Here is an 18278-nt window from a genome sequence, read left to right as displayed (position 1 = left end):
GAGATTGCGATGAGCACTCGATGAGTACGCGATGAGTACGCCCATGAACTAGCGACGGTCCGGCTTTCAACCCGGACCTCAAAGGAGCGAAGTGGCTAAGGTCCGGGTCTACGAACTCGCCAAGGAGTTCGGTGTCGAGAGCAAGGTCGTCATGGCCAAGCTCCAGGAACTCGGTGAATTCGTCCGTTCGGCGTCTTCGACGATCGAAGCGCCTGTTGTACGCAAGCTGACCGACGCCTTCCAGGGCGGCTCCGGCAAGTCCGCCGGCAAGCCCGCCCCGCGCAAGGCCGCCCCCAAGCCCGCCGCGCCCTCTCCGGTGCAGGCGGCTCGTCCGGGTGCCCCGAGGCCGGCGGCCCCCAAGCCCCCGACGGCCCAGCAGCCCGCTGCCCCGTCGACCCCCGCGGCTTCCGCGCCGACGCCGGGCCCGCGCCCGGTGCCGGGTCCGAAGCCCGCGCCGCGTCCGGCCCCGGCCGCCCCGGAGTTCACCGCTCCGCCGGCCGCGCCGGCTCCGCAGGCTCCGGCCGCCCAGGGCCCGCAGGCTCCGGCCGCCCAGGGCCCGCGTCCCGGTGCCCGTCCCGGCGCGCCGAAGCCCGGCGCCCGTCCGGGTGGTCCCGGCCAGGGCCCGGCGGCCCGCGGCCAGGGCGCTCCCCGCGCCGGCGGCCAGGCCCCGCGTCCGGGTGCCCGCCCGGCCGGTCCGCGTCCGGGTAACAACCCCTTCACCTCCGGTGGCTCCACCGGTATGGCCCGCCCGCAGGCCCCGCGCCCGCAGGGCGGCCCGCGTCCCGGCGGCCCCGGTGCCCCCGGCGCCGGTCCCCGTCCGCAGGCGCCCGGCGCCCAGGGCGGCGGTCCGCGTCCGCAGGCTCCGGGTGGTCCCCGGCCGACCCCGGCCGGCATGCCCCGCCCGCAGCAGGGCGGCCCGCGTCCCGGCCCGGCCGGTCCGCGTCCCAACCCCGGCATGATGCCGCAGCGTCCCGCTGCCGGCCCGCGTCCCGGCCCCGGCGGCGGTCGCGGCCCGGCCGGTGCCGGCCGACCCGGCGGTGCCGGTCGTCCCGGCGGCGGCGGCTTCGCCGGTCGTCCCGGTGGCGGTGGCGGCGGTGGCCGTCCCGGCTTCGCCGGTCGTCCCGGCGGCCCCGGTGGCGGTGGCGGCGGCTTCGGCGGCGGTCCCGCGGGCGGTGGCGGCGGTGGCCGTCCCGGCTTCGGTGGTCGTCCCGGCGGTCCCGGTGGCCGCGGTGGCACGCAGGGCGCCTTCGGCCGTCCCGGCGGTCCCGCGCGTCGCGGTCGCAAGTCGAAGCGTCAGCGTCGCCAGGAGTACGAGGCCATGCAGGCCCCGAGCGTCGGCGGCGTGATGCTGCCGCGCGGCAACGGCGAGACCATCCGTCTCTCCCGCGGCGCGTCGCTCACCGACTTCGCGGAGAAGATCAACGCCAACCCGGCGTCCCTCGTCGCGGTCATGATGAACCTCGGCGAGATGGTCACCGCGACGCAGTCCGTCTCCGACGAGACCCTGCACCTCCTCGCCGGCGAGATGAACTACACGGTTCAGGTCGTCAGCCCCGAGGAGGAGGACCGCGAGCTGCTCGAGTCCTTCGACCTGGAGTTCGGCGAGGACGAGGGCGACGAGGAGGACCTGGTCGTCCGTCCGCCGGTCGTGACCGTCATGGGTCACGTCGACCACGGTAAGACCCGCCTGCTCGACGCCATCCGCAAGACGAACGTCATCGCGGGCGAGGCCGGTGGCATCACCCAGCACATCGGTGCCTACCAGGTCGCGACCGAGGTCAACGGCGAGGACCGCGCCATCACCTTCATCGACACCCCGGGTCACGAGGCGTTCACCGCCATGCGTGCCCGTGGTGCGAAGTCGACGGACATCGCGATCCTCGTGGTCGCGGCCAACGACGGTGTGATGCCGCAGACCGTCGAGGCCCTGAACCACGCCAAGGCGGCCGACGTGCCGATCGTGGTCGCGGTCAACAAGATCGACGTCGAGGGCGCGGACCCGACCAAGGTGCGCGGTCAGCTGACCGAGTACGGCCTGGTGGCCGAGGAGTACGGCGGCGACACCATGTTCGTCGACATCTCCGCCAAGCAGGGTCTGAACATCGACAGCCTCCTCGAGGCGGTCGTCCTGACGGCCGACGCCACCCTGGACCTCCGGGCCAACCCGAACCAGGACGCGCAGGGCATCTCGATCGAGTCCCGCCTCGACCGCGGCCGGGGTGCCGTGGCGACGGTCCTGGTCCAGCGAGGCACGCTGCGGGTCGGCGACACGATGGTGGTCGGCGACGCGTACGGCCGCGTCCGGGCCATGCTCGACGACAACGGCAACAACGTGGCCGAGGCCGGCCCGTCGACGCCGGTCCAGGTCCTGGGTCTGACCAATGTCCCGGGTGCCGGTGACAACTTCATCGTGGTCGACGAGGACCGTACGGCCCGCCAGATCGCGGAGAAGCGTGCCGCTCGCGAGCGCAACGCGGCCTTCGCCAAGCGCACGCGCCGCGTGTCGCTGGAGGACCTGGACAAGGTGCTGAAGGCCGGCGAGGTCCAGCAGCTGAACCTGATCATCAAGGGCGACGCGTCCGGATCGGTCGAGGCTCTGGAATCCTCCCTGCTCCAGCTGGACGTCGGCGAAGAGGTCGACATCCGCGTCCTGCACCGCGGCGTCGGTGCGGTCACGGAGTCCGACATCGACCTGGCGATGGGCTCCGACGCCATCGTGATCGGCTTCAACGTCCGCGCGGCCGGCCGCGCGGCGCAGATGGCCGAGCGCGAGGGTGTGGACGTCCGCTACTACTCGGTCATCTACCAGGCGATCGAGGAGATCGAGGCGGCCCTCAAGGGCATGCTCAAGCCGGAGTTCGAAGAGGTCGAGCTGGGTACGGCGGAGATCCGCGAGGTCTTCAAGTCGTCCAAGCTGGGCAACATCGCCGGTGTGATCATCCGGTCCGGCGAGGTCAGGCGCAACACCAAGGCGCGCCTCATCCGCGACGGCAAGGTGGTCGCGGAGAACCTCAACATCGAGGGCCTGCGTCGCTTCAAGGACGACGTCACCGAGATCCGCGAAGGCTTCGAGGGCGGTATCAACCTCGGCAACTTCAACGACATCAAGGTCGACGACATCATCGCGACGTACGAGATGCGGGAGAAGCCGCGGGCGTAACGGCCCACGGTGCCTGAAGCTGGCCGGCAGGACTTCGGTCCCGCCGGCCAGTGCCTCGTTTGCGCCTGGACGGCGTGGACGGAAACCCTGTCGAGCCACTGGCAGGGACGCGGTACGGTTCTTGATGTCCCCGGCCACACGGACCCGGGGCCATCGATCCCGTACCGGCGGGTGAACCGGTTACACACATGTACGTGGGGACTTTGTCCTTCGATCTCCTCCTCGGCGACGTCCACTCGCTGAAGGGGAAGCGCTCCGTCGTCCGCCCGATCGTCGCCGAACTCCAGCGGAAGTACTCCGTGAGCGCGGCGGAGGTGGACCACATGAATCTTCACCGGCGGGCCCTCATCGGCGTCGCCATGGTCTCCGGTGACGCGGCGCACCTCATCGACGTACTCGACCGGTGCGAACGGCTGGTCGCCGGCCGCCCCGAAGTGGAGCTGCTGTCCGTACGACGGCGGATCCACGGCGACGACGACTGACCACAGAACACAGACAGGAAAGAACGGGAGACGGACCAGTGGCCGACAACGCGCGGGCGAAAAGGCTGGCGGACCTCATCCGACAGGTGGTGGCCCAGAAGCTGCAGCGCGGGATCAAGGACCCGCGGCTCGGCTCGCACGTCACCATCACGGACACCCGGGTCACGGGTGACCTGCGGGAGGCGACCGTCTTCTACACGGTCTACGGGGACGAAGAGGAGCGGAAGGCCGCGGCGGCCGGACTGGAGAGCGCCAAGGGCATCCTGCGCTCCGAGGTCGGCCGTGCGGCAGGCGTGAAGTTCACGCCCACCCTCACCTTCGTCGCGGACGCCCTGCCGGACACCGCCCGGACGATCGAGGACCTCCTCGACAAGGCCCGGCAGTCCGACCAGAAGGTGCGGGAGGCGGCCACCGGCGCCGCCTACGCCGGAGAGGCGGACCCGTACCGCAAGCCGTCCGAGGACGACACGACCGAGACGGACGGCGACGCCGCGGAATGACCCAGAAGCACACCACCCCCGACGGCCTCGTCATCGTCGACAAGCCGTCGGGCTTCACCTCTCACGACGTCGTCGCCAAGATGCGCGGGATCGCGCGCACGCGACGCGTCGGCCACGCCGGCACCCTCGACCCGATGGCGACCGGCGTCCTCGTCCTCGGCGTCGAGCGCGCCACCAAGCTCCTCGGGCACCTCGCCCTCACGGAGAAGGAGTACCTGGGCACCATCCGCCTGGGCCAGAACACCCTCACCGACGACGCCGAAGGGGAGATCACCTCCTCCACCGACGCGTCCGGGCTGAACCGGGCCGCCATCGACGCGGGCGTCGCCAAGCTGACCGGCGACATCATGCAGGTGCCGTCCAAGGTCAGCGCCATCAAGATCGACGGCGTGCGTTCGTACAAGCGGGCCCGCGAGGGCGAGGAATTCGACATCCCCGCCCGGCCGGTGAGCGTCTCCTCCTTCACCGTGTACGACATCCGCGACGCCGTCGCCGCGGACGGCACCCCCGTGCTCGACCTGGTCGTATCGGTGGTCTGCTCCTCCGGCACCTACATCCGGGCCCTGGCCCGCGACCTCGGAGCCGACCTGGGCGTCGGCGGTCACCTCACCGCGCTGCGCCGGACCCGCGTCGGGCCGTACAAGCTCGACTCGGCCAAGACGCTGGACCAGCTCCAGGAGAAGCTGAACGTGATGCCGATCGCCGAGGCCGCCTCGGCCGCGTTCCCGCGCTGGGACGTGGACGCCAGGCGTTCCCGGCTGCTCGTCAACGGCGTCCGTCTGGAGATGCCCGAGGAGTACGCGGGCGCCGGACCCGTAGCCGTGTTCGGCCCCGAGGGGCGCTTCCTCGCGCTCGTCGAGGAGCACCGGGGCAAGGCCAAGAGCCTGGCCGTCTTCGGCTGACGACCAGCCGTACACGCTTCCGCCCGTGGAGTGGCGGCCGGCCACGGGGCCGGGCCCTGCCGCCGCTCCACGGTCCCCCCTTGGTTCCCCCACCTAGGGTCTATCCAGCCGCCCTCCCCTGTTCACCCGTCTGGGCGGGCGCTCGGAGTGAACCGGGGGAGCGGAAGGGGGCGCTTTCGCTGCTCGATCTGTCCCGCTGATCACCACGCGCCTACGGTCGGAAGACTCGGAAGACAGGGAACCGGTGTACGGGTGCCAGAGCACCGGTGTGCGGGTGCACAGGCGTGGAGGTACGGCGATGGCGGGACGGGGCCCGCGGACCGGAGACGGTGGCCGGTCGGCGACGCAGGGGCCGCGGGAGCAGGCGAACGACCCCGGTCGGCCCCGGTCGGCCGGGCCGAGGGCGGCCGGTGACGTGCGCGGCCCGGCGGGCACCTCCGGTGAGGACGGCGCTGCCCGCACGGGCGGCACTGCCGGCACGGGTGACGCCGTTCGGACAGGCCGCGCTTCCCGGGGAGAGCCCGGTGTCGGCCCCACCGGTGACTCCGTCCTCGTCCGCATCCGCGACCTCGCCGGGCGCCCCCGCGGTGTCGGCTTCCTCGCCGACCACCAGGGCACCCTCCTCACCAGCCATGAGGCCGTCGACACCCAGTCCCGGCTCGTCCTGCACGCCGCGGGGAACCGCACCTGCGTGGTCGACGCCGACGCCGTCACCCCGTTGCCCGCCCTCGCCCTGGCCCTGGTCCGCACCGAGGGCCTGGGCGTGGAGCCGCTGCCGCTGACCGTGCGGGAGCGGGTCGAGGCCGGCACGTACGTGCGGATCGCTGCGGGCTGCTGGCGCGAGGCGCGGGTACTGGCCGCCACCCAGGTGACGTACACCGGCACCGACCGCTTCCACCTCGTGGACGACGCCCTGGAACTGGCGATCGGCACGGCCGGCCGGGACGCGCTGCGGCTGGGCGGTGGCGCGGCCGGGGGACCGGTGCTCGACGCAGACACCGGCGCGGTGCTCGGCATCCTCGGCACCGCTCTGCACTCCGCTCAGAGCGACGTGGGATTCGCGGCCCCGCTGCCCCACGCCGCCGACGGGCCCCTCGCCGAGCTGCTCGCCCGCAACGCGGCCACCGTGCCCGCCTACGGCGCCGACCTCAACCTGGCCGGGGTCCTGGAACTGACCGCCACCTCCATCGGCCAGGACGGCCCACCCGGCGCCCTCGCACACGCGGCCCCCGACCTCCTGCACTCCGTGGAACGAGCCGATGTGGCAAGGCAGTTGGACGCCTTCGCCTTCGCCTCCACCTTCGCCTCCAGTGACGGCGGAGCCGGCGAACGGGCCGTACTGGGCCTCGTCGGCGCCCCGGGCAGCGGTCGCACGACGGAACTCGCCGCCCTCGCCGCCCGCCGCGACCGGGCCGAGCAGCCCGCCCCCATGCTGTGGCTGCGCGGCGCCGACCTGCGAGACGCCGACGACTCCGTGGCCGACGCCGTCCGCCGCACGCTGGAACGCGCCGCCAGGATCGTCGCCGCCTCCCGCTCCGCCCTCCCGGCCGACCTCGGCAACCTCGCCCCCGAACGACTGGCCCGGCTCGCCGCGCGGGCAGGCCGGCCCCTGCTGCTGCTCCTCGACGGCCCCGAGGAGATGCCGCCCGTCCTCGCCCACCGGCTGCCCCACTGGACCAGGGGCACCGCCGACTGGCTGCGGGAGACCGGCGCCCGGCTGGTCGTGGCCTGCCGGGAGGAGTACTGGGAGCATGCAGGCGCCGAGTTCCCGGTCGGCCTTCTGCACGACCCGGCGGACGTGCCGCGTGTCGCGGTTGACGTGCCGTGTGCGTCGGGGGGCCTGCCGTATGTCCCAGTGGGCGTGTCGCGCGCTTGGGTCGCTGCGTCGTGTGTCTCGGCTGACGTGCCGCCTCCGCCCGGCCTTCCGCATGCTCCGGCCGACCTTCCGTATGCGTCGGCGGGTGGGCCGCGTGCTTCGGTCGACGGGCCGGATGGCCCGGCTGGTTCGGCACATGGCTCGGCCGGCCTGTCGCGTGCTTCGGCGGATGTTCTGCGTCTCCCGGCGGAGCCGCCGCGTGCTGGGGCCGACGTTTCGCACGTCGCCGTCGAGTCGCCGCGTGCTTCGGGCGACCTTCCGTATGCGTCGGCGGGTGGGCCGCGTGCTTCGGTCGACGGGCCGGATGGCCCGGCTGGTTCGGCACATGGCTCGGCCGGCCTGTCGCGTGCTTCGGCGGATGTTCTGCGTCTCCCGGCGGAGCCGCCGCGTGCTGGGGCCGACGTTTCGCACGTCGCCGTCGAGTCGCCGCGTGCTTCGGGCGACCTTCCGTATGCGTCGGCGGGTGGGCCGCGTGCTTCGGTCGACGGGCCTAATACATGGGCTGATGCGCCGCGTGTCGCGGCTGATGTGCCGCCTGCTCCAGTCGGCCTTCCGTCCCTCCCCGCCGACCTTCCGCGCGCCCCCGGGGAGCTGCTGCCCAGCCCCGTCGATCTGATGTCCACCCCCGCTGACCGGCACAGCCCGCTCCCGCCCTGTGTGCGGCTCACCGATCTCACCCCCGACGAGGCCCGCCGGGCCCGCTTCCGGCACGGTGTTCCCGACGGGGCCCTCACCTCGCGTGAAGCCCGGCATCCGCTCACCCTTCGGCTGTACTCCGAGGTCCGTTCCGCCCTCCCGGACGCCCCGCCCGCCCGGCCCGTCGACCGGCACGAGGTGTTCGCTGCCTATCTCGACCTGATGTGCCTGCGTATCGCGGTCCGCCTCGCCGCCGAGAGCGGCCTGCGTGGCACGGCCGTACGGCGGCTCGCGGCGCGGGTGGCCGGCCAGGTCCACGAGGCCGCCCGGCGCAGCCTCGGCCCCGGGCAGGGAGAACTGGACCGCGAGTCGTTCGAGGCCGTGTTCCCGTGGGGGCCGGCCCCGGCGCGGCTCGGTGGCGGGACCGGCTGGGCCTCGGCCGTTCTCACCGAGGGCCTCCTCGTCCCGGCCGGCCGCGGCTACCGCTTCGCCCACGAGGAACTGGCCGACTGGATCCAGGGCATGCATCTGGACCTGGACGAGGCTCTGCAGGCCCTGGTCCACCGCCCCCGCGGCCCCCGGAGCACCCACCCGGTCCCCGTACCGCACCACCGCGTCGGCCCTGTCGTACAGGCCTTGCTCCTCCTCGGCCGCCAGCACAGCCCCCGCAGGCTCTCCTTCCGACTCCGCGATCTGGTGGAAGCCCTGGACCAGGACACGGCCTCCTGGTGGGCGGCACGGCTGCTCGCCCGGACCCTGCTCGACGTGCCGGACGCGACCCCGTACACCGAAGTGCTGCGCCTGCTCGCCGACCGTGTCGTCGCCTGGAGCCGGGGGCGGCGGACCGTACCGGCCGAGTTCGCGCCCGCCTTCTGGACCGCGCTGCCCGTCTCCGACACCGAGCGCCTCGACCTTCTGCGCCGGCTCGTGCCGGCCGACCAGGCGCCCGCTGAGCTCCCCGCCCGGGCCCACGACGGCGGCCCTGCACACCGGGCCGAGCGCTACCTCGACGCCGCCGCCCGCCTCCTCGCCGGCGCCCCCGCCGCCGTACAGCCGCTGCTGACACGCTGGTTCGAGGACGAGCGTCCGCTGCCCGCCACCCCGCATGCCACCGTGGCGACCGCCGCGCAGGCGCTGCTGCACACCCACCGGCACGGGGCCCTGGACGACCTCACCGAGGCGCTCGTCGACAGCGCCCACCAGCGGGCCGACGAACTGCTCGAGGGCCTCGCCGAGGACGAGCCCTCGGCCCTCTGCCGGGCCGTCGACCGCTGGGCGCACGACGAGCGTCCCGCCCGCCGGGCCGCCGCGGTCGCGTTCGGGCTCCGCGCCGCCGCCCACGTCCGCTCGGCGGCCGACCGCGAGCTGCTGCGACACGCCGCGCTCGCCGTGCTCGCCGGCCCCGCCGACCGCACCCTGCACGGCGGCGCCCTCGCCCTCCTGGTACACGACCCGGGCACCCGCGACCGGTATCTCCCCGAAGCCCTGCGGCACTTCGCCGACGGCGACCCCCGGTTCCCGCCCGGCGCCCTGGCCCCGGCCCTGGCCACCCACCCCGAACCGGTCCTGGAGGCCTTCCGTGCCCGGCTGCACGGGCCGGACGCCGCCGCGGCACTGCGCGCCCTCGCCGACGTCACCACCCCGGACCTCGCCCACCGGGTCGCCGCCATCGTGCGGGAGGCGGTGGAGTCGAGCCCGGCGACCGCCGGGGACATCGCCGCCCACGTCGACCGCCGCCTCGATGCGGGCCCCGCCGCCCGTCCCGTGCTGCTGCCGCTGATCACCGGGCTCCTGGACGGCGGCCCGGAAGCGGTCCGGGCGGCCCTCGCCGGCGTCCTCGGCCCCACCGGCACACCCGCCTCCTGCCCGCTGCGCCGCGAACTCCTGGAGGCACTGCTCGCCCACGAACAGGAACCGGCCGTCCTGGCCGCCGTCCTGCACACGGCGGTCCCCCGCATGGCGACCGGGTACGGGCAGGGCCGCGTCGAGGAGGTCCGGGACCTGGTCCACCGCATCGGCCTGCTCCTCGTCCGCACCCCCGACGGCGCCACCCGCTTCGACCGCGGCCTGGTCGACCTGGGCCGCCAGGTGCCCGGCTTCGCCGCGCTCATGGCCCGCTGGCTGGCAGACACCCCGGACGACTGGGCCGCCGTGGTGGGCCCCAGCAGCCGCCGCATGATCGAGAGCCTGGCGGGGGTGTGCGTACCAGCCTGAGCCGGTACGGCGGAGTGCCACCCGTCACAGCGTCGATGCCGATGCCGACGCCGGGCACCCGGCATGGCACCCTTAGACCTGCACAAGAGGTCAAGGTAGGCACGAGCACGGGTTCGAGGAGCGGTCACAGTGCAGCGCTGGCGTGGCTTGGAGGACATCCCCGAGGACTGGGGGCGCAGCGTCGTCACCATCGGTTCCTACGACGGCGTCCACCGAGGCCACCAGCTGATCATCAATCACGCGGTCGACCGCGCCCGCGAGCTGGGCGTCCCCGCCGTCGTGGTCACCTTCGACCCGCACCCCAGCGAGGTCGTCCGCCCCGGCAGCCACCCGCCGCTGCTCGCCCCGCACCACCGGCGCGCCGAGCTGATGGCGGAGCTGGGCGTGGACGCCGTGCTGGTCCTGCCTTTCACCACCGAGTTCTCGAAGCTGTCGCCCGCCGAGTTCGTCGTCAAGGTGCTGGTCGACAAGCTGCACGCCAAGGCGGTCGTGGAGGGCCCGAACTTCCGCTTCGGACACAAGGCGGCCGGCGACGTCGCGTTCCTCGCCGAGCAGGGCAAGACCTACGACTTCGAGGTCGAGATCGTCGACCTGTACGTCACCGGGGAGGCGGGCGGTGGCCGTCCCTTCTCCTCGACCCTGACCCGGAACCTGGTCGCCGAGGGTGACGTCGAGGGTGCCCGCGAGATCCTGGGCCGCCCGCACCGAGTGGAGGGCATCGTCGTGCGCGGTGCCCAGCGCGGCCGTGAACTGGGCTTCCCCACGGCCAACGTCGAGACCCTCCCGCACACCGCGATCCCCGCCGACGGCGTCTACGCGGGCCTGCTGCACGCCCAGGGCGAGGCCATGCCGGCCGCTATCTCCGTCGGCACGAACCCGCAGTTCGACGGCACCGAGCGCACGGTGGAGGCGTACGCCATCGACCGCGTCGGCCTCGACCTGTACGGCCTGCACGTCGCCGTCGACTTCCTCGCCTACGTACGCGGCCAGGCGAAGTTCGAGACCCTGGACGCCCTGCTGGAGCAGATGGCCGTTGACGTCCAGCGCTGCCGGGAGATCGTGGCGGCGGAAGAGTAGTCCGCCGCCCACCGTTCCGCGGCTCAGGACGGCTCATGACGCGAAAGGGCGGCCGGTGCTCACCGCACCGGCCGCCCTTCGTCGTTCCGCCCTACTGCTGGGGCGGTCCAGCCTGCGGAGGCTGCGTGGGCTGCTGCCCGCCCTGCGGGGGCTGCGGTTGGCCGTACAGCTCGCCGGGCTGCGGATGACCGTACAGCTCGGGCTGCTGCTGGGCCTGCTGCGGCGGGTACGGCTGGCCCGGCGCCTGCGGGTACGGCTGGCCCGGCGCCTGCGGGTACGGCTGGCCCGGTGCCTGCGGGTACGGCTGACCCGGTGCCGGCTGCTGTGCCGGGTAGGGCTGCTGGCCGGCGGCCGGGTACGGCTGACCAGGGGCGTACGGCTGTCCCGGCATCGGCTGACCGGGAGCGTACGGCTGTCCCGGCATCGGCGGGGCGGCCACCGGCGGCGGGTTGCCGTCGCTGGTCCACAGGCCCTGCGACTGCTGGTGGCGGGTGAAGTCCTCGGCGACCATGGCGGCGAGGTTGAAGTACGCCTCGCGTGTCCTCGGCCGCATCATGTCGAGGTCCACCTCGGCACCGGCCGCCAGATGCTCGTCGAACGGTACGACGATGACTCCGCGGGTCCGCGTCTCGAAGTGCGCCACGATGTCCTCGACCTTGATCATCTTCCCGGTCTCGCGGACCCCGGAGATGACGGTGATGGACCGGGACACCAGGTCGGCGTAGCCGTGCGCGGACAGCCAGTCCAGCGTCGTACTGGCGCTGCTCGCACCGTCCACCGACGGTGTCGAGATGATGATGAGCTGGTCGGCGAGATCGAGCACCCCGCGCATGGCGCTGTACAGAAGACCCGTGCCCGAGTCGGTGAGGATGACCGGGTACTGCCGGCCGAGCACGTCGATGGCGCGCCGGTAGTCCTCGTCGTTGAACGTGGTCGACACGGCCGGGTCCACGTCGTTGGCGATGATCTCCAGACCGGAGGGCGCCTGCGAGGTGAACCGGCGGATGTCCATGTACGAGTTGAGGTACGGGATCGCCTGCACCAGGTCGCGGATGGTGGCCCCGGTCTCCCGGCGCACGCGCCGCCCCAGCGTGCCGGCGTCCGGGTTCGCGTCGATGGCGAGGATCTTGTCCTGCCGCTCCGAGGCCAGCGTGGAGCCCAGCGCGGTCGTCGTGGTCGTCTTGCCGACGCCGCCCTTGAGGCTGATGACGGCGATCCGGTAGCAGGAGAGCACCGGCGTGCGGATCAGCTCCAGCTTCCGCTGCCGCTCGGCCTCTTCCTTCCTCCCGCCCAGCTTGAACCGGGACGGGGCGGCACCGGGCCGACCGCTCTTCGCCTTCTGCTTCTTGTTGTTGAGCAGCCGGTCCGAGGACAGCTCCACGGCTGCGGTGTAACCCAGCGGCGCGGCACCGGGGTTGGTCGGCTGTCGATGGTCGTGCTGGATGGGCTGCGGCCAGGCCGAGCCGGCACGGGGGTCGACGGGCGGCTGCGGGGCCTGGGGAGCCTGCGGGGCCTGCGGCACGGCGGCGTCAGCGCCCTGCGGGTTCTGTGGTGCCCGGGGGTGCGGGAAGCCGTAACCGCCGGGGGGAACCTGCGGGCTGGGGAGGCCGGGCTGTGGGAAGCCGTAACCGCCCTGCGGGGTGGGGCCGTTCGGGTTCGGCTGCGGTACCGGGGGTTGGGGGAAACCGTAACCGCCCTGCGGGCCAGGGCCGACGGGGGGCTGCTGCGGTCCCGGCGGCGCGGGTGCCACGGGGGCGGGCGCGGGCGTGGGGGTACCTGGGACGGGAGCGCCGGGAGCGTACGGCTGACCGGGGTGGCCGGGCTGTCCGGTGTGGCCAGGCTGTCCGGGCTGGCCCTGCTGATTCCACGCTGCGGGCGCGGGCTGCGGTGCCTGCGGCTGGAACGGCTGCTGCTGGCCGGGCGCGCCGCCGGGCCCCTGCGCGGCCGGCGGCTGCGGCTGACCGGGCACCGGGTACGGCTGCTGCGGCGCGGGCCACCGGTCCCCCGTGGCGGGGGCGGCGGGCTGGTAGGAGGGCGGCAGCGGGGGCACACCGGTCTGGGGTGCGGGCGGGGGAGTCCACGCGGGCACCGCGTCCTGCGGCGTGGGCGGGGGAGTCCACGCGGGCACCGCGTCCTGCGGCGCGGGCGCAGCGGGCGGTACGGCGGCGGCCTGCGGGGCACTGTCCTGCGGGGCGCCGGCAGCGCCGGGGATGCCGTTCGGGGGCGTGCTGTCCTCGGGCGTGCCGGTCTGTGCTGCTGAGTCCGGGGATTCGGCGCCCCCGCCGGAGTGGTCCGGGGACTCGGCGCCTCCGGCGGAGTCGTCCTGCGAGGCCGACGCCTCCGTGGCCTCGGACACGGCGCCGCTGCCGTCCTCGTCGGCGCCCTGCTCCTCGCTCACGTGGTCGCCGCTGTCCTGCCCGGGGTCCTCGGCGTTCTCGGCGTCCTCGGCGGTGCCGTCGGCCGCTGCGGCGGCCTCCTCGTCGCCATCGCCACTCCCGGTGTCCGCATCCGTGTCCGCACCCGCGTCTGCATCCGGGACCGCATTCGGGGCCGCATCTGGGGCCGCATCCGCGCCTGCGTCGGCGGAAGCCTCGCTCTGCGCCGTACCCTCGCCCTCCGCGGCCTGCTTCGCGGCGGCGTCGGCGCGCTTCGCGATCTCGGCGAACTCACGCTTCAGCGCGACGGCGGAGAACCGCATGGTCGCGCCGCTCTCCAGATCCCCGTTGCCGGGCTCGGGCTCGGCCGGAACGGAAGGCGCTGAGGGCGCCGACGCCCCAGCCGGCGCCGCTGACTGGGGCCCGGGCTGCTGCGGCTCGAAGCCCTCGGGGAGCCTCGGCATCGGGACCGGATCGCCGACGGGCGGCGCGGGAGGCGCGACCGGTGCCGGGGGCGGGGCGTACGGAGTCCCGGAGGGCGGCGTGAACGGAGTCCCGGAGGCCGGAGTGCCGGTCGGCGAGGGAGCGGGCGCGCCGGGGAAGGACGGCAGGCCGGAGCCGTTCGAGTCGCCGCCCGCACCGCTCGAGGCGCCCGTACCCGCGCCCTGCGTGGACGCGGACGCACCCGACGCGTCGGAGGCGCCGGACGCGTTCTGCGTGTACCAGGCCGGAGGAGCGTAGTCGATGGTGAACTCGCCGGTGGTCTCGACGGCCTCCGCGTCGGGCTGGTCATCGCCGGGTGTGGCCCAGCCCCCGCGCAGCCCGTCCCGATCGCTGCTCACAGTTCCTCCTGGTGTGGTCGAGCACCCTCATGCCGTGCCGGGGCGACCATGTCGTGTCGTTCCGAGTCGTCCGTAGTCGTTCGGAGGCAGCCCGGATTCACCGGCCTTCCTCCAGGGACACCGACGCCCGCTCACGGGTTCTGGCATCGCTCCCGATCCCAGCCTAATCATCCGGAGCCGTACCCCGGCAGGTCCGCCCGCCTCCCCGTACGCACCCACCGGTCACAGTGCACGTCGAACTGCCCCGCAGTCCTACCGCGTTGCCGACGGGTTCACCGGCAGAACCAGGGAGCAATGAGAGACAAGCGGAAAAAAACCGAACCCGCCCGACCGGAGAACAAAGGCAACGGAGAAGGACAGTTCAGTCCATCCGGCGAGGCGTGCCCAGCAATCCGATCTCGGCATCCGTGGGTTGGGTCAGCACGTACTGCCGGTCTCGGTCCGTGCACCACAGCGTGACCCCGTCGGGCAGCGCCGGCAGCGACTCCACCTCGGTCCGGGACAGCCCCATCGTGCGCCCGAGTTCCGCGGACTCGTCCGGTGAGACCCGCTGGATACCGGCGAGCCGCGCCTGCCGCAGCAGCCGGGGCGCGACCGGACTCAGATACGGCAGCAGGGTCAGCACCGACTGCCACGGTCCCGACACCACCCGGCCGCGCGGCGGACGCATACCGCAGTCCCGCACCACCAGCACGGGCGTTCCGGCCGAGGCGCCCTGCGGCGGCACCCGGCCCACCTCGTACACCGACAGGCCGTTCTGCCCGCCGCCCATGGCGTGCACCATCTGCATCCAGGCCTGCGGCCGGCCCGTCTCCACGGCGACCCGGGCGCCCGTGGCCGCCGTACGCAGCGCCAGCACCTGCGCGGTCCACAGACCGCCGATCAGTACGACGTCGTACGGCGTGGGCCGGTTGATGCCCAGGACGGCCGGCTGGCCCTCGGCGTCGACGCCCGCCACCACGCCGTCGTCCCCGATGGGCAGGGCGAGCGACTCCAGTTGCTGCGCGGGAAGCGAATGGCGTCCGTGCCGGGGGCCCATCAGCCCCAGGCCGCGCCGCACCCGTTCCACCGCTCCCCGCAGACCAGGGGAATGGGCATCGGCGGAGTGGGCGTTCGTCGTAGGGACGGTCGGGATCGTCGTCACCGCGCACCTCCGAGGGGCAGCGTGGCCAGCATGCCGGGCAGTTGCTCACGGTCGAGCCGCGCGAGCCCGGCACCGGCCTGGCGCGCCGCCGCCTCCAACGCCCGGCGTGCGGCGACGAGCTCGTCGTCGCTGCGTCCGGTCACCCGCAGATGCCCGCACAGCGAGACGTCCTGCCGCTCCTCCTGCGCCAGGGTGAGGCTGAAGGTGGTGGCCAGGGCCGGTATCGCCGTGACCCGGGCGACGAACTGCGGCAGCGACTCGCCCCGGCCGCCGCCCAGTTGCGGCCATCGCCTGACCCAGTACGTCGTGTGCCGCCGGTTGTCGCAGCGCCAGCTCCGCCCGGACTCCTCCGTCCGCCGCTCCCGTGTCTCGCTGCGGCCCGCCTCCGCGGTGACCAGCGGATTGGCACAGGCGGAGGTGGCGAGCGCGGCGACCAGCTCCTCCTCGTCCAGCACGCGCGCGCGGAAGCCCGCGCCGGTCAGACGGCTCGCGAGATGGTCCGCGGTCCGCACGACGCACTTCTGGGCGCCGAGCAGGCCGCCCCCGCGTGCGGCCACCGCCTCCGCGCACAGCTCGGGGTCGAGCTTCAGTGCGATCCAGGTGATGCGCACCGCCGGGGCGCCCGTCTGCTCCTGCAGCGGCAGGTAGTTGGAGACGGCCACGGACTGCTGGGGCAGATGCAGCGCGGGCGCCGGCTGCGTGTGGAGCACGATCTGCGCCGACTCCAGCCGGATGCCGTCCACCTCCAGCGCGTCCCGCACCAGGCCCAGCGGCAGCGGCTGCCGGCTCCGCTCGGCCCGCAGCGCGGTCGCGTCGGCCTCCACCTGGAGCACGGCGGTGACGAACGTCCCGTCCCCGACGATGCCGACCGGCCGCCGGTCACGTACGCCGTAGGAGTAGGTACGCAGGGCGGGCTCGCACTCCACCGCCGGGACCAGGCCCGGCTCCGTGCCCGCGGGTATCGGTGTGTCGGCGGCCCGCTTGCGGCGCGCCCGCAGGCCACGCGCGGTGCCGAGCCACTCCGGCACCGAGCGTCCACGCCGCCGCACGAAGGCCAGCAGCACCAGCGTCAGGGCGACGATTGCGGCCGGGACCAGCGCCAGGGTCCCGATGACCCAGCCGACGAGGAGCACGGCGAGCGCCAGCTCCACCAGCACCAGCCGTTGCAAACGGAACGAGCCGGCCTGGCCGGGCCGGGAGCTGAGGGCGGGCGTGACGGACTGCGTCGCCGCGCCGCGCTGCCTGGACGCCGCGTCCGGCGCCGGCGCGGACCCGGCCGTACGACCGCGTGCCGCCGACCGGCCACGCGCTCGCGTCCGCGTTCCGGAAGCCATCACTCCATCCCCCCGATTTGCTCACAACTCATGGGAACCAGCCCACGGAACAAGGCCCTTGAGGGCCCAGGTACCCTACCCGCTCCATCGGACTCGCTCCGTACCAGGCATAGTAGGGGCCGGGTCCGACAACGGAGGGCGGGGGAGCGTGGTCCCCGGGCGCGCTCCGCGTGAGACACGGGGAGAAACGGGCACAGATGGCATCTCGGCGGGACCAACTCAACGCCTACACCTTCGCGAAGCGCCGCATGCTCGCGTCGTTCGTGCAGTCGTCTCCGGATGCCTCGGACGAGGGAGCGCCGCGACCGCTGCGTGCGATCGTGCCCGGTGCGATCGTCGGTGCGATCGTCCTCGCGGCCTTCGGCGCCTGGGGCATGTTCAAACCGACCGCCCCCGAGGGCTGGGACGAACCCGGACAGAAAGTGATCATCGCCAGCAAGTCCACGACCAGGTACGTGGTGCTGACGACGCACCACAAGACCCAACTCCACCCCGTCCTCAACATGGCGTCCGCCAAACTCGTCCTCGACACCCAGAGCAGCGGCGGTGTCGACGTCGTCACCGTCGACGAGTCGATCCTCGACAACGGCAAGATCCCCCACGGCGTCACCATCGGCATCCCGTACGCCCCCGACCGGCTGCCCTCCGACAAGGAGGCGGGCGCCGAGAAGCGCTGGGCCGTCTGCGAACGCCCCAGCGGCAGCGGCAGCTCCATCCAGAAGGCCGCGTTCGTCCTGGCCAAGCGCGACCTCGGCCGGACCGAGGGCGCCAAGCAGAAGCTGCACGGCGGCGAACTCCTCTACGTCACCACGCCGTCGGACCAGAAGCAGTACATCGTGGACGCCCGCGGCTGGGCGTACCAGGTGGACGCCACGGACCCCCTGATGCTGCGCACCCTCGTGGGCGACGACCGCCGGCCCCAGAAGGTGACCAAGGAGTGGATGGCGACCCTGCACACGGGCGCCCCGATCAGCTTCCCGCGGATCCCCGGCGTCATCGGCGCCCCCGCGAACGCCCCCGGTCAGCTGGACAGCAGCGCAAACCGCGTCGGCATGGTGCTCCGAGCACCGGTCAACGGCAAGGAGCAGCACTACGTGGTACTGCAGGGCCGCGTCGCACACGTCTCCGACTTCGTCGCCCAGTTGCTCCTGGCCAGCAAGGACCTCGTCAAGCTGGGCCAGGCCGGGCACGCGCGGGAGGTCAGCTCCGGTGCCATCCAGCCGAAGGCGCCCTTCGCCACCGACCACAAGTGGCCCACCGAAACCCCCAGCGCGGTCAACGAGGCCTCCACCGCCGACGGCAGCCGCAACACCGTCTGCAACGTCCTGCGCGACGTCGACGCCAAGGACGGTGCCACCACCCTGAGCACCTGGGCGGGCACCGACTTCCCCGCGGTTTTGGCCACCGGTTCCTCCAGCGCGTACGTCACCGCGGGATCCGGCCAGCTCTACCGCCAGTTCCAGGGCAAGGAGACCAAGGCGGGCCCGGTCTTCCTGGTCACCGACACCGGCCTGCGCTACGCCCTCCAGTCCAACGACGACAGCGCCACCAACGATGCCGGCATCGGCATCACGACCAAGCAGCGCAAGCAGCTCCAGCAGGAGGCCAAACTGGCGCAGACCCGCCTCGGCTACGCCGGCGTGGACCCCGCCCCGATTCCCGCCGCCTGGTCGGAGTTCCTGCCGACGGGCCCCCGCCTGTCGACGGCGGCGGCCCGGCAGCCGCAGGGCTCGTGA

10 protein-coding genes are annotated in these 18278 nt (G+C 73.6%); 7 read left to right on the top strand and 3 right to left on the bottom strand.

What is annotated here, in order from left to right:
• The first annotated feature begins 91 nt into the window (after positions 1-91).
• The 6 genes from infB (at position 92) to K7G59_RS31405 (ending at position 10847) form a co-directional block, all read left to right on the top strand.
• Positions 92-3160, top strand: coding sequence for a translation initiation factor IF-2 (gene infB / locus K7G59_RS31430; protein ID WP_225840091.1), 3069 nt, complete (start codon positions 92-94; stop codon positions 3158-3160).
• A 188-nt stretch (positions 3161-3348) separates the two neighbouring features.
• On the top strand, positions 3349-3642 hold the full coding sequence (locus K7G59_RS31425) for a DUF503 domain-containing protein (protein ID WP_225840090.1): 294 nt from the start codon (positions 3349-3351) through the stop codon (positions 3640-3642).
• Between the two features lie 38 nt (positions 3643-3680).
• Positions 3681-4142, top strand: coding sequence for a 30S ribosome-binding factor RbfA (gene rbfA, locus K7G59_RS31420; RefSeq protein ID WP_225840089.1), 462 nt, complete (start codon positions 3681-3683; stop codon positions 4140-4142).
• Complete coding sequence (gene truB, locus K7G59_RS31415; RefSeq protein ID WP_225840088.1) at positions 4139-5044, top strand: tRNA pseudouridine(55) synthase TruB; 906 nt, start codon at positions 4139-4141, stop codon at positions 5042-5044. Before rbfA ends, truB begins: the two co-directional genes overlap by 4 nt.
• Positions 5045-5342: 298 nt before the next feature.
• Positions 5343-9770, top strand: coding sequence for a trypsin-like peptidase domain-containing protein (locus tag K7G59_RS31410; protein ID WP_225840087.1), 4428 nt, complete (start codon positions 5343-5345; stop codon positions 9768-9770).
• A 129-nt stretch (positions 9771-9899) separates the two neighbouring features.
• Positions 9900-10847, top strand: a complete 948-nt coding sequence (locus K7G59_RS31405; RefSeq protein ID WP_225840086.1) for a bifunctional riboflavin kinase/FAD synthetase — start codon at positions 9900-9902, stop codon at positions 10845-10847.
• 91 nt (positions 10848-10938) lie between these two features.
• Here K7G59_RS31405 and K7G59_RS31400 read toward each other — a convergent pair whose 3' ends face one another.
• The 3 genes from K7G59_RS31400 to eccE all read right to left on the bottom strand — a co-directional run bounded on the left by K7G59_RS31400 (position 10939) and on the right by eccE (position 16542).
• Positions 10939-14064 carry an SCO5717 family growth-regulating ATPase gene (locus tag K7G59_RS31400; RefSeq protein WP_225840085.1) on the bottom strand — a complete coding sequence of 1042 codons (3126 nt, stop codon included), beginning with the start codon at positions 14062-14064 and terminating at the stop codon, positions 10939-10941.
• A 361-nt stretch (positions 14065-14425) separates the two neighbouring features.
• A complete protein-coding gene (locus K7G59_RS31395) occupies positions 14426-15199 on the bottom strand; it encodes a hypothetical protein (protein ID WP_374114315.1) in 774 nt (257 codons plus the stop codon).
• A gap of 5 nt (positions 15200-15204) precedes the next feature.
• Positions 15205-16542: a type VII secretion protein EccE gene (gene eccE, locus K7G59_RS31390; protein ID WP_225840084.1), complete on the bottom strand. Its 1338-nt coding sequence runs from the start codon at positions 16540-16542 to the stop codon at positions 15205-15207.
• A 197-nt stretch (positions 16543-16739) separates the two neighbouring features.
• Here eccE and eccB point away from each other — a divergent pair, with 197 nt between their 5' ends.
• Entirely contained in the window at positions 16740-18278 is a 1539-nt protein-coding gene (eccB, locus tag K7G59_RS31385) for a type VII secretion protein EccB (protein WP_225840083.1), read from the top strand.

The sequence above is a fragment of the Streptomyces sp. NK08204 genome (assembly GCF_020400585.1).
Taxonomy (GTDB): Bacteria; Actinomycetota; Actinomycetes; order Streptomycetales; family Streptomycetaceae; genus Streptomyces.
This window is presented reverse-complemented; position numbering and strand designations above follow the sequence as displayed.